17 protein-coding genes are annotated in these 10,675 nt (G+C 64.1%); 7 read left to right on the top strand and 10 right to left on the bottom strand.

The features are described from left to right. The 9 genes from PHI64_RS22565 to PHI64_RS22525 form a co-directional block, all read right to left on the bottom strand. The coding region (locus PHI64_RS22565; protein ID WP_299888350.1) for a hypothetical protein at nt 1-206 on the bottom strand (206 nt) is incomplete at its 3' end. Continuing rightward, on the bottom strand, nt 206-433 hold the full coding sequence (locus PHI64_RS22560) for a hypothetical protein (protein ID WP_299888347.1): 228 nt from the start codon (nt 431-433) through the stop codon (nt 206-208). The genes PHI64_RS22560 and PHI64_RS22565, both read right to left, overlap by 1 nt. A 54-nt stretch (nt 434-487) precedes the next feature. Continuing rightward, a complete protein-coding gene (locus PHI64_RS22555) occupies nt 488-997 on the bottom strand; it encodes a lysozyme (protein WP_299888344.1) in 510 nt (169 codons plus the stop codon). Nucleotides 998-1,621: 624 nt separating this feature from the next. Further along, the gene (locus PHI64_RS22550; RefSeq protein WP_299888341.1) at nt 1,622-2,641 is read right to left on the bottom strand and encodes a hypothetical protein; all 1,020 of its coding nucleotides are present in this window, start codon (nt 2,639-2,641) and stop codon (nt 1,622-1,624) included. Nucleotides 2,642-2,924: 283 nt separating this feature from the next. After that, nucleotides 2,925-3,566, bottom strand: coding sequence for a hypothetical protein (locus tag PHI64_RS22545; RefSeq protein WP_299888338.1), 642 nt, complete (start codon nt 3,564-3,566; stop codon nt 2,925-2,927). Then, on the bottom strand, nt 3,563-4,315 hold the full coding sequence (locus tag PHI64_RS22540) for a hypothetical protein (RefSeq protein ID WP_299888335.1): 753 nt from the start codon (nt 4,313-4,315) through the stop codon (nt 3,563-3,565). Before PHI64_RS22540 ends, PHI64_RS22545 begins: the two co-directional genes overlap by 4 nt. 143 nt (nt 4,316-4,458) lie before the next feature. Beyond that, nucleotides 4,459-4,878, bottom strand: coding sequence for a hypothetical protein (locus PHI64_RS22535; RefSeq protein ID WP_299888332.1), 420 nt, complete (start codon nt 4,876-4,878; stop codon nt 4,459-4,461). An 83-nt stretch (nt 4,879-4,961) separates the two neighbouring features. Next, a complete protein-coding gene (locus tag PHI64_RS22530) occupies nt 4,962-5,129 on the bottom strand; it encodes a hypothetical protein (protein ID WP_299888329.1) in 168 nt (55 codons plus the stop codon). Between the two features lie 110 nt (nt 5,130-5,239). Beyond that, nucleotides 5,240-5,644, bottom strand: coding sequence for a hypothetical protein (locus PHI64_RS22525; RefSeq protein ID WP_299888326.1), 405 nt, complete (start codon nt 5,642-5,644; stop codon nt 5,240-5,242). A 178-nt stretch (nt 5,645-5,822) separates the two neighbouring features. On the opposite strand from PHI64_RS22525, the gene PHI64_RS22520 reads away from it, so the two are divergent. Genes PHI64_RS22520 through PHI64_RS22510 form a run of 3 tightly spaced genes read left to right on the top strand, consistent with a single transcriptional unit; the run spans nt 5,823 to nt 6,614 of the window. Continuing rightward, complete coding sequence (locus PHI64_RS22520) at nt 5,823-6,020, top strand: DNA-binding protein (RefSeq protein WP_299888323.1); 198 nt, start codon at nt 5,823-5,825, stop codon at nt 6,018-6,020. An 8-nt stretch (nt 6,021-6,028) separates the two neighbouring features. Then, nucleotides 6,029-6,157: a hypothetical protein gene (locus PHI64_RS22515; protein WP_299888320.1), complete on the top strand. Its 129-nt coding sequence runs from the start codon at nt 6,029-6,031 to the stop codon at nt 6,155-6,157. A 4-nt stretch (nt 6,158-6,161) separates the two neighbouring features. Then, nucleotides 6,162-6,614, top strand: coding sequence for a hypothetical protein (locus tag PHI64_RS22510; protein ID WP_299888317.1), 453 nt, complete (start codon nt 6,162-6,164; stop codon nt 6,612-6,614). Between the two features lie 28 nt (nt 6,615-6,642). Here the strand turns inward: PHI64_RS22510 and PHI64_RS22505 are convergent, their stop codons facing one another. After that, complete coding sequence (locus PHI64_RS22505) at nt 6,643-6,897, bottom strand: hypothetical protein (protein ID WP_299888314.1); 255 nt, start codon at nt 6,895-6,897, stop codon at nt 6,643-6,645. Nucleotides 6,898-7,059: 162 nt separating this feature from the next. On the opposite strand from PHI64_RS22505, the gene PHI64_RS22500 reads away from it, so the two are divergent. The 4 genes from PHI64_RS22500 to PHI64_RS22485 are packed head-to-tail and all read left to right on the top strand — an operon-like array spanning nt 7,060 to nt 10,528. After that, a complete protein-coding gene (locus PHI64_RS22500) occupies nt 7,060-7,482 on the top strand; it encodes a hypothetical protein (RefSeq protein WP_299888311.1) in 423 nt (140 codons plus the stop codon). A gap of 5 nt (nt 7,483-7,487) precedes the next feature. Beyond that, the gene (locus tag PHI64_RS22495) at nt 7,488-7,799 is read left to right on the top strand and encodes an IclR family transcriptional regulator (RefSeq protein WP_299888308.1); all 312 of its coding nucleotides are present in this window, start codon (nt 7,488-7,490) and stop codon (nt 7,797-7,799) included. A gap of 1 nt (nt 7,800) precedes the next feature. Beyond that, entirely contained in the window at nt 7,801-8,769 is a 969-nt protein-coding gene (locus PHI64_RS22490; protein ID WP_299888304.1) for a hypothetical protein, read from the top strand. 1 nt (nt 8,770) lies between these two features. Then, entirely contained in the window at nt 8,771-10,528 is a 1,758-nt protein-coding gene (locus tag PHI64_RS22485; protein WP_299888301.1) for a hypothetical protein, read from the top strand. The last annotated feature ends 147 nt before the right edge of the window (nt 10,529-10,675 follow it).

Here is a 10,675-nt window from a genome sequence, read left to right as displayed (position 1 = left end):
GGCCCGCGCTGGCGGGCCGTGGCGGTGGGGTTGAGGGAGAGGCGCTGCACGGCGTCGCGCAGCAGCGGCGTGCGCCACCGCGGGCGGGGGACGGCCGACACCAGGGCGCGCCAGCGGTCCAGGTGGGTGGCGAGCGCGCCGCAGCCCCAGATGAACACCGAGATGGGCGTGGGGGCCAGCGCTGCACCGAAGCAATAGCGCCGCATCACTCGCCCCCCCGCAGGCACACCGGCTGGGTGGTGTAGATCCGCAGCACGGCATTGACGACCACCACCACGGCCAGCGCGGCCTTGTAGAAGTCGGGCGGCAGGAAGGGCTCGAAGCTGTCGGCCACCGTGAGCAGGGCCGACACGGCCGCGGCCAGGCCATTGAACAGCAGCACCTTGGACTGGCGGGCCGGCTTGGGCTCGGGCAGGGTCTGCGGCTCAGACATGGGCCACCTCGATCGGCACCGCGGCCGCGGCGGCCACGACGGAAAAGCGGATGCTCATAGCGGTCCTTTCAGGGCTTCGAGCCGGCGGCGCTCGGTCTCGATGGTGGAGTCGGAGCAACCCGCGAACATCAGCGCCTCACACGCCCGCCGAACGACCAGCCCACGCAGGCGCCGGCCCTTCGAGAAGATCCATTTGTGGAACTCGCCCTGGGCAGCCTGGCGGTCGCCCTGCTTGATCTTCACGCGCAACGTGGAGCCGTCGAAGGCCTTCACCCCGCAGTTGAAGCAGAACGACACCAGGGCGTCGAAGTGGTGCGGGCGCACCCAGTCGGGCAGCACGGCCGAGAGGTACACCTCGACGGTGCGGCAGTCGTCACGCAGCAAGGCCTCGGCCTCGCCCTGCGTCAGCGTCTTGCTGCGCAGGTGAGGTTCCGAGGCCTTGATGACGTGGCCGTAGCCGATGGTCAGCTTGCCAGCCGGGCAGAGGTAGGCCTTGGGCTCGAACTTCTCGAACGAGCGGATCAGCTCAAGGCCACGGGCGGAGGTAGTGAGGGGGGATTGCATGCGCGCAGTGTCGCGCGCGCGCGGAGGGGGCTAGGAGGCGAAGGGTTTCGGGGATGGGAAGCCCTTTTGATTGCTAACGCTGAAATCAGGGTGACTGCGTTCGCTTGCCCGGCGTAGTACCTTTTCGGTAACTCCGTATGGTATTCACATCCCGAATCTCCCGGTCGGAGGCAGTCTTGATAACGTCAGCTGGCACGAGAGTAAGGATGACAGTCCAAATCTGCCAGAACGTCAATGCTGTGGCTAAGCAGTACGAAAGACCACGACACGTATCGCGGAACTCCAGTAACACTGGAATCTGCTTGAGTAGTGGCGCCACGATTCCGACACAAAGGACAGCACACAAGATCGCGGTTGAATGCATTGCCGGGTGGAGCAACTGCCCCATTTTCACCGGCGCTTCTGAGTGCTTGTTAGGCGCGGCCTTGAATGACAGCTTCAGACGTTCCGGGTAGATGATCGCCAACCACGCCCCAACAACAGCAAAAATGATAGATGCAGTCGTCCTCAGGGCCTCGAAGAGAGGCCATTGCTCAGCGAAAGGAACCTGTCTGCCGAACCAGTACGATGCCCCCAGGGCAGCGAGTATCAGCAGCGTTACGGCCCCCAAGACGACAGATCTGATCAATCCAAAAGTCTCAAAATTGCGGCGCGCTTGTTTTCAAGGGCGTCGATCAGCGATGCCGGATTTACAACCTCATCATTGTCCCTCGCTACATCAAGACCGATCTCAGTCCTGGCAAGACTATGACTTAGCCACCTAATTTTCTGCGATTCGCCCCTGAAACAGAAGCCATAATCGTCCCACTGACGGTCGTGTTCCTCATTCCACTCGTCAATGATCGCGTCGAGATCGGGAAGGGTGACTCCTGTGGACAATTCGTACTGCACTCGAACCTTCTGCAGCGCCTCGGGTTGCTGGCGCAGATTTGTCCACTTGAGGAAACTCTGCCATTTTGTAAGGTCTTCCTCGCGCGCCAAGGTCAGCGTTGTCTTTCTGATGACCTTACGGATGCTATCGACGCTTTTACGGATTAAATCTGTCTCCCCCGGCTTGTAAACGAGACTTGTCCTGAACCGGGGACTAAGGCTTTCCGGCTCATCACCTGGGTGCATCGCATATCCGAGAATTTCAATCTCATCATCGTTGTCATCGTTTGTGATCACGTGACTGGCGAAGTGACTCATGAACGACTCGACGTAACACTGTAGAGACTTCTGTCCAGTCCAAAGATGCTGGAACCGAATGCTTGCGAAGCACTGCTTTGAGGGGATGAACCAGAAGTAGGTTGCGAAACCCGGGATGCTGCCGGCTTCGATGCTGTTCATGACCACCTGTGCCGAGCCAACGCTGGATTCGCCCTTTACCGACGCAACACCCGCTTCGTTTGCTGGGGTTTGATTCCAAGTGGTTACGAGCCAACCATCACCTGCACCTCGAATATCCAGTAGGTAGGCAGGATGAAGATCTTGGCCATCTGCGGGTTCAAAAACCTTGGTCGCAACCAAAGGTCGATCTGCACCCCATGCTTCGAGCTCACGCAACATCTCCGAGAGAGAGCCGAACTCCGGGCTCGCGTTTCCGCGACGGTAGTACCCACATTCCGAAATTTTGTAAAAGGTGATTTTTGCTTGTTCGACCATTGCTTTTCTTTGAACCTAGCGTCTTAACTGTATTTAAACGCGCGCCTCACGCGATGTCGCTTACGCGATTTGGTCATCTACCGTGGCGCACACTTCCCGTTCGGTAGCCGATAGCCGCCACCGCCGCGACAGCCGCAGCCGCGGCAAACCTTGATCAGGCTGGCGTCCTGACGGTTAGACAGGTACACGACCCGGTCAGGCTGGATCGGCGCCGAGTGGGCAAGCGTGGATAGCGCGACCGTTGCGACGCAAAGAATCATTTTGAGCATGCTGTATCTTCTGGTTATCGGATATTCCCGGCGGCGGCATTCGCAACCATCGGCCCCTCTGGTCTCTGGTCCTTCACATTGAAGCTGTTGCACAGTGCCACCGTCTCACCCCATACGACACCCGACGTCACTCGCGCTTCGGACTCGGCACAGCTCATCCATGTGTCGCGTTGCCCGAGGAGGTAGGCCATCCGGGCCCAGACGAGGTCGTAGATGGCCGTGCCTTCGTGTGTCGTTCCCATCACCTTCGGGCGTGGATCATCTGCCCGGCGCGGTGTCTGCCTCGCGGGTGCTGGCTGTGCCACCGACCCGACAGCAAACGTCACAGCAGTGCCGCCCTCGACAGGCCTGACCTTGAAGATCCAGTTATCTGTTCCGGTTGCAAACCCGAGAACGAAGTAGACCGTCCAGTTCCGGGTGGCCATCAATCCATCGCGGTCGCTGTCGATCGCGAAATCGTCACCGTCGGCCAGCCGCAAGACGCGCTCCGCGGCCGCGAGCGCCTGGTTGGTCGTCACGCCAGGAAAAGTCCGGTGTGTAACCGTCGCAAGCTCGTCGGGAGCGAGCAGACGCTGAGGGGCTGCGCAGCCTGCAAGCATGGATGCACCCACCAACAACACGGTCGTTACGCTTCGAAAGGTGTGGCGAGGATTCATTGATCTTGCCTCTCGCTACTGGTGACCGCGCACGTCTCGAACCGATGAGGCGTCTTGCACAGCTTGGCCAGGATGGCCCGGCGCGCCCCATCAACAACCCACACCTGTTCCACGTCCAGTGTCCAGCCCGCAGTCCAGTACGCACTTTCCCAACGCTCGGAGAGCGTCGGCTCGTGGTTCCTCTCGGCCTCGTAGGTGCCGACCGGGTCCATCTGGCCGATGAAAAGTAGGACAGGAACCACCTTCCGTGCATCCTCGGGGGCAATGCTCAGCGTCATCGACTTGCCGCTGAGGCCGCCCAGCCGAGTACCGACGGCGAGCTCGTACTCCCGAGTCCAAGAGAATTTGACTCCCATGGCCGTTTGCCCACGGCCGGGCGAGAGCTTCTTGCGTTCAAGCCGGAAAGGAAGGAAGGGATAGCCGTCGGCGTCGTTGTAGTCCGAGTCGAACAGGAAGGTCATCTGCGCGTTGTCGGCGTCGTACAGCTTGGAGAAATAGGGCGTCCAAAGCGTGGAGATCACCACCTTGCTGTTTGCCGTGACGTTGCCGGTGATAGGCCTTGCCTTCCACGCGGCGAGCCTCTCCTCGAAGGCCGCCGTCGTTTCGTACTGGTCTTTCAAGGGGGGGCGGCGAAGCGCCGCGTAAATAGCTACGGGGTTGTGGCCGTTCAGGTCGGTCGCCGAAAGCGTATCGACCCCTGTATCGAATGGCTCGGTGCTGTAACGCGTGACCTCAGTCTTTTTGCCCACGACAGGTTTTGCCGCGTAGGCAGGCGTAGATAGCGTCGCGCTTGCGAACCCAACCACTAGCGCCACAGCAGCGCCCCCCATCATCCGCATGATTCGCCCCTCTGCAATTCACTGAGAATATACCGTGAACAAATGCGGGATAGTTAGCGTGGGTCGTCTGAGGCAGCCTTGGGCAGTCCCCAAAATGCGCAGCAATGCATCTGAAAGCCTTGCTGGTAACGCTCGCAGGTCTCGTTGGGCAAAGGCATGACGGACAGGGCCTGCTCGATCTCCCAGACGCCCTCCAGACGCCTGCAGGACGGGCAAGCATCGCGCCCGCCGGAAATCTCCGCGTACCGAGAAACACTCTGCAGCTTGAGCAGATCCCGCCTGGCGATCTGACGACCCAGGGCGCGCTGTTGGGCCCCGGTTCTGGGCACAGGTACTCCGAAGGTCTGGATGTGTTGCTCATCCCGCTGGGCAGCGTAGGCCGCTTGCCAGCGCTGCTCGATCGCCGTGGCCTCGGCCTCGGTCACCAGGCGCTTGATGCGATCCTCAGGCGCCGCCTTGACGTAGATCGCCAAGCCACACGCTGGGCAACGGCTCTTGCGCGTGGGCATTTTCGGTAGCGCTGTGCAGCAGTAGGGGCATGTTGGCAGCAGGTCGCTCATGACTTGTCCCGGGGCTCGTCGTCGATGACCACCACCATCCGCTCTACGTGCAATTCCACGATCGTCACGCCACTCAGTTCCACACGCCGGCTCTCGGTACCGCTGTCCTCGCCCAGGTGCGTGGACAGCAGCGCCCGGATGCGTTCTTCGATTCCTGATCCCATCTGCACACCTATAAAAACTGTTTCAACGAAATCATCATATTCGAGTCAGCAGAAAGCCTAAGCCCAAAAGCCGGCGGTTCTTGCAACGAATGCGACGGATTTCGCAACAGTCAGGCGACGAGGCGGATCTGCTTCCTCATCTTCTCTGCATCCACCTTGGCCCCTTCGGCCTGCCAGGCCACCAGCAGGTCCACCAGCTCGAGGAGCTTCTCGCCCGGCAGGCGCTTGCCGGCGGCGTTCAGCTCATCCACCGCGATCACCAGGATCTGGCGCCAGGTGAGGCCGCCGTGTTCGTTGGCAGGCAGCGGCACCACGGTTGCGCGCTCATAGGACGTGACCGCAGGCGCGGGCACAGGCGCTGCAACAGGCTTACCTGTTAGGACGTAGAGGACATCGACGCCGGCTTCGGCAACCGAGGCCAGGTATTGGGCGTCAGGGAACCGTTCGTTTCCCTCGTACAGCATCTGGGTTTTCTTCGTCACCCCACCACGCTCAGCAAAAGCCGTCTGGCTCATTTTGAGCTTTTGACGCTCCTCTCGCAGGCGTTCGCCAATAGAAACCATTTGGTTCTCACAAAACGTTGACATGGAACCAAACGGTTCCTATCATTCACTACACAAACACAGTCATTTCACCGGCAGCACAGCCCCCCGCGCTGCCCGTGAAATCCCACCCAACCACAGGAGATCACAAGTGACCCCCACTCGCTTCAAGGCCCGTCTCCGTGCCCAGGGCAAGACCATCCGCCAGTGGGCGGAAGAGCATGGCTTCCCCGAGCGCGCCGTCTATCGCGTACTCAACGGCCTCGACAAGGGCAACTTCGGCCGCGCCCACGACATCGCCGTCACCGCCGGCATCAAGCAGCCGGAACCCGAGCAACTCGCTGCGTGAGGCCCACCATGCAAACCCTTCGTCAACAAACCGGCGTCGAACCGGACGACCTCAACCTCGCCTTTCTCGAGGCAGCGCTGAAGGTCTGGAACACCTGCGGCATCGACGCCTTCCGCTGCTTTGCCCTCGGAGCCTGACGCCATGCTCAAACACTTCAAACCCCAGGCCGCCGCGCTGTGCGCTGCCGCCATCCTTACCGCTCCGTCGGCCCATGCCGGCGATGACTGGACGCCCGCCCAGCAGGGCAAGGGCCTCGCCCTGGCCACCCTGGTGGCGATCAACTGGGCCCAGGAGCACAGCCGCGCCCGCGATGCCGCCGACACCTCGGCCCCGGTCAGCCGCATCCCCGGCCAGCCGGACCGCGCCTACGCGGCGGGCTACTCCAGCCCGGCCAACGTGAGTGTGAGACAGGCCACCGAAAGTGGCGACATCGGCCGGGTGAATCGGCAGTTCCTGCTCGGCTCGCTGGCCGGGGCGCTGATCCTCGACGCGCTGCCCTCCGAGTACCGCGACGCCGCCCTCGATGCCGGCCTGGTGCTGGAGGTGGGCGTGGTGGCCAACAACCTGCGCCTGGGCGTGGGTTTCCGGTTCTGAGCCGTGGCCATGCCCGCCAAGTTGCCGCTCAGCCCTCGTCAGGCCCTTCGTCTCGCTGCCGCTGCCATTCGTCCAGCAGGGCGTCGGCCCCTGCAAACACATGGCGCAGGTCTCCTTCAGCTGATTCGTGCAAGTGGCCTACACGCGCCGTCATCCACAGATCCCGCTCGAGGAGGTCACGGTCAATGAGCCCGTTGTCTTCGAGGTGCGCCACCAGGGAGCTGAGCAACAGCCGCATGGCTGCCATGCGGTCTTCCAGCGGGGTGAAGCGTGTTTCAGCCATTCGGGCCTCCCTGTTGATCTCAAGTTTGCCTTTCAACCCGAAGTTTAGCGGGCTGAAAGCTCGTTTCAGCCTTTCCAACCCGGTTTTTGTCCAGAAATCTGACCCCGCGTCCAATCTCCAATGAACACCAGACATTCGAAACCCGTCCCGAACAGCCTGCGCATGGCGTTCGAAATGGACAAGAGCTACGCGCTCAAGCACCGGCGCCTCTCCATCGAGCGGCTGGCCGAGCTGATGGGGGCCACGCCGGCCACGCTCTACAAATGGATCGAGGCCGAGACGATGCCGGCCAAGGCCGTGCTGGCGTGGCAGCACCTGACCGGCGCGCAGAACGTGGTGCGCTACCTGGCCGCCGCCGAGGGTGCGGTGGTGGTAGTGATCCCCACCGGCCGGGCCACCACGGCCGAGGACGTGCATGTGCTGCAGGCCACGCTGCACGGGGCCACCGGCGCGCTGCTGGACTACATGGCCGGCCACATGGACCGGGAGAGCACCCTCGGCAAGCTGGGGGCCGGGCTGGAGAGCCTGGCCTGGCACCGCGAGAACGTGCGCAAGGCCGACCAGCCCGAGCTGGACCTGGGGTGAGCGCCATGGCTGACAAGCACATCCACGACAACAGCAGCCAGCGCCGCATTCTCGACGCGATCCGGGTGTTGGCCGGGCACGAGCTGCATGGCCTGGCCCCGAAAGACCTGGTGGCGGCGCTGGGCACCAGCCCGGCGTCGATCACCCGCGACCTGCACAACCTGGTAGCGGCCGGCTTTGCAGAGCAGATCGCCGAGACGGGCCGCTACCGGCTGGCGCCGGGGCTGGTGCGGATTGCGATCGCCCACGCCACGGCCATGGAGCGCGCCCAGAACCGCCTGACCGAAACCATCAACCGCTACCGCACGGAGCCCTGAGATGCCCCGCAAACCCACCCCCCTGACGCCACCGGCCGACGTGCCGGAACCCAACCGTGCCGTGATCGAGGCGGACAGCACCGCCATGACGGAGGTTGGCGCACGCGATCGGCTGCAGAGTTCATCGCTTGAGGTCGGCAAGATCGTCGGCCGCATCGAATCGGCGCTTTTTCAGACCAGCGTGTCCGAAAAGATCATTGCCGAATCCTTCATCCAATTGCGTGAAGGTAAGAAATACAAGGACTTGGAGTTTTTGGACGCTCAGGGAAATCGGACACGCGTGTCCGATTTGGAGGAGGCCTGCGAGCTCCTGTTCGGCAAGTCGTACAAGACGTGCTCCCGCATCGCCCAGAAGTACGAATCCCTCGGGCCGGAGCTGTTCGAGTCGGCCGAGCGGCTCGGCCTGCGCCGGAAGGACTACCAGGCGCTGCAGGCACTCCCGTCCGACGACCAGGCGCTGATCAAGACGACCATCGCCGAGGCCACCGACCGCGACAGCGTCACCGACCTGATCGGCGAGCTGACCGAGCGCCACGCCAAGAAGCTGGCCGAGAAGGACCGGGTGATTGCCGACCTGGGCCAGAAGGTGGAGCTGAAGGAGCGCCGGATCCAGGTGCTGGGCGAGGAGCGGGACGGCCTGAAGGAGAAGCTGATCGGGATGACGCTGACCGAGGACGCCACCCGCAAGGTGGCCCTGGAGAAGCGCGCCCGGGCCCTGGGGGCGCTGCGCGATGCGTCCCTGGCCATGCTGGGCTACGTGAGCCGCTTTGACCAGGCGGTGGCCAACGTGATGGCGCTGGACGATGCCACCGCCGCGGCCGAGGCGGGCGACACCCTGCGCGCCACCTACCAGCGCCTGGCTGACCTGGCCAACGCCCACGGGATGCCGGTGGATTTTGCCGAGGTGGTGATGCCGTCCTGGCTGGCTGACCTGACCACAGCCCCCGCGGCCGAGGAAGAGGAGTTCTGACATGGACGCCGCCACGGTGGTGGAACTGGAGCTGCTGCGCGAGCTGGCCGGCCGGCTGAAGGGCGCTGGCCACCGGGAGCGCGGGGCGATCATGCTCGACGCGGCCGCGCGCCTGGGCAAGAGCAAGGCCACGCTGTACGCCCGCCTGAAGGCGGCGGGGCTGTACGACGCCGGCCGCAAGCAGCGCAGCGACGCCGGCAAGCTGTCGGTGAGCGAAGACGTGGCGCTGGCGGCGGCGGGCTTGATCCACCACGGCACGCGAGCCAACGGCAAGCGCAACTTCAAGGTGAAGGCGGCCGCGGAGCTGCTGCACGCCCAGGGCCTGGGCCGGGTCAATGAGGCGACGGGCGAGGTGCTGGCGCCCTCGGCCACAACGATGCGCCGGGCGATGCGGGCCTACCACTGCCACCCGGACCAGCTGGCCGCGGGCCACGCGGCGGCGCACATCAAGTATGCCCACCCCAACCAGGTGTGGCAGATCGACAGCTCGGTGGCGGTGCTGTTCTACGCGCCGGGCGGCGGTATCCGGGGCGTGGAGCTGCTGGACGATGCCGAGGTGTACAAGAACAAGCCGGGCGCCATGAAGCGGGTGCAGGACGATCTGTGCATCCGCTGGATGATGACCGACCCCTACAGCGGGGCGTACTTCGTGCGCTATTACGCCGGGCATGAGGACTCGATGGGCTTTGTGGAGTTTCTCATCGAGGCGATGCAGTGCCGGGGCGAGCCGCTGCACGGGGTGCCGCTCAACCTGGTGCTGGACAAGGGCAGCGCCGGCCGCGCCGCAATGGCCCGGCGGCTGCTTGCGCAGCTGGGCGTCACGGTGCATGAGCACGCGGTGAAGAACTCGCGGGCCAAGGGCAGCGTGGAAGGCATGCACAACATCTGGGAGCAGGTGTTCGAGAGCCGGCTGTTCATGTGGCTGCCCGAGAACATCGGCGCCCTCAACGCCCGCGCCGACCAGGTGCGCGCGGCCCACTGCAGCAAGGCGCCACATACCCGCCACGGGCTGACCCGCTGGGGCATGTGGCAGCGCATCGCTGCCTCGCAGCTGCGCCTGGCGCCGAGCGTGGAGCTGCTGCGCGACCAGGTGGCCGGCAAGGACGAGACCCGGCTGGTGGATAACCAGCTGACGATCAGCTTTGCGGTGAAGGGCCACGGCAGCCGCACCTACTACGTGGGCGGCGTGCCGGGCGTGCAGATCGGCGAGCGGGTGACGCTGCGGGTGAACATGTACCGCGCCCCGGCCATCGACCTGGTGATGTGCGACGCCGACGGCAGCGAGCAGCTCTACACCATTGCGCCGGCCGAGAAGGACGCCGGCGGGTTCTTCGACTTCGGGGTTGACTTTGGCAGCTACAAGGCGCTGCCCAGGAGCGCCGCCGAGAAGCAGCTGGAGCGCATCAACCAGGCGGCCTACGGGGTGCCGAGCGCCCTGGAAGTGGCCACCGCGCGCAAGGCGCGGGAGAACGCCTACGAAGGCACGCTGAACCCGTTTGCCGATTTCGACGCGGTGACGGTGCCCACCTACCTGCCCAAGCGCGGCACCGACCACCCCATGGAGACGGCCGCCCGCGAGCTGCCCCCGGTGGCCACGCCCGACGCGGTGCGCCGCCTGAAGGCCGCCGGCGATACCCGCAGCGATCTTTATGCCCAGCTGATCGCCGAGCACGGCGCCGAGGTGCCGGCCGCGTGGCTGGACGCCCAGCTAGCGGCCCTGCAGGGCGGGGCCGAGGGACGCAAGGCGAGTGGATTTTAAGAAGGTTCCGGCCCGGTGTGCGCCAACACACCGGGCCGGAGAGTGGGGCCTGAATGGGCCCCGTGTGGCAGCAACGACGAGAGGAGGTTAACCGTGAAACACCCAAACCGAGGGCTCAGCCATGAAGCCCGCCTATCGACGACCGGA

Source organism: Zoogloea sp. (genome assembly GCF_028689785.1).
Taxonomy (GTDB): Bacteria; Pseudomonadota; Gammaproteobacteria; order Burkholderiales; family Rhodocyclaceae; genus Zoogloea.
The sequence above is the reverse complement of the archived record's forward strand: the minus strand, read 5'-3'. Positions and strand labels throughout refer to the sequence as shown.

What these genes read in the sequence shown, in the direction of transcription:
- PHI64_RS22560 (WP_299888347.1), bottom strand. Translation starts at nt 433, where the DNA reads ATGTCTGAGCCGCAGACCCTGCCCGAGCCCAAGCCGGCCCGCCAGTCC.
- PHI64_RS22555 (WP_299888344.1), bottom strand. Translation starts at nt 997, where the DNA reads ATGCAATCCCCCCTCACTACCTCCGCCCGTGGCCTTGAGCTGATCCGC.
- PHI64_RS22550 (WP_299888341.1), bottom strand. Translation starts at nt 2,641, where the DNA reads ATGGTCGAACAAGCAAAAATCACCTTTTACAAAATTTCGGAATGTGGG.
- PHI64_RS22545 (WP_299888338.1), bottom strand. Translation starts at nt 3,566, where the DNA reads ATGAATCCTCGCCACACCTTTCGAAGCGTAACGACCGTGTTGTTGGTG.
- PHI64_RS22530 (WP_299888329.1), bottom strand. Translation starts at nt 5,129, where the DNA reads ATGGGATCAGGAATCGAAGAACGCATCCGGGCGCTGCTGTCCACGCAC.
- PHI64_RS22525 (WP_299888326.1), bottom strand. Translation starts at nt 5,644, where the DNA reads ATGAGCCAGACGGCTTTTGCTGAGCGTGGTGGGGTGACGAAGAAAACC.
- PHI64_RS22515 (WP_299888320.1), top strand. Translation starts at nt 6,029, where the DNA reads ATGCAAACCCTTCGTCAACAAACCGGCGTCGAACCGGACGACCTCAAC.
- PHI64_RS22510 (WP_299888317.1), top strand. Translation starts at nt 6,162, where the DNA reads ATGCTCAAACACTTCAAACCCCAGGCCGCCGCGCTGTGCGCTGCCGCC.
- PHI64_RS22505 (WP_299888314.1), bottom strand. Translation starts at nt 6,897, where the DNA reads ATGGCTGAAACACGCTTCACCCCGCTGGAAGACCGCATGGCAGCCATG.
- PHI64_RS22500 (WP_299888311.1), top strand. Translation starts at nt 7,060, where the DNA reads ATGGCGTTCGAAATGGACAAGAGCTACGCGCTCAAGCACCGGCGCCTC.
- PHI64_RS22495 (WP_299888308.1), top strand. Translation starts at nt 7,488, where the DNA reads ATGGCTGACAAGCACATCCACGACAACAGCAGCCAGCGCCGCATTCTC.
- PHI64_RS22490 (WP_299888304.1), top strand. Translation starts at nt 7,801, where the DNA reads ATGCCCCGCAAACCCACCCCCCTGACGCCACCGGCCGACGTGCCGGAA.
- PHI64_RS22485 (WP_299888301.1), top strand. Translation starts at nt 8,771, where the DNA reads ATGGACGCCGCCACGGTGGTGGAACTGGAGCTGCTGCGCGAGCTGGCC.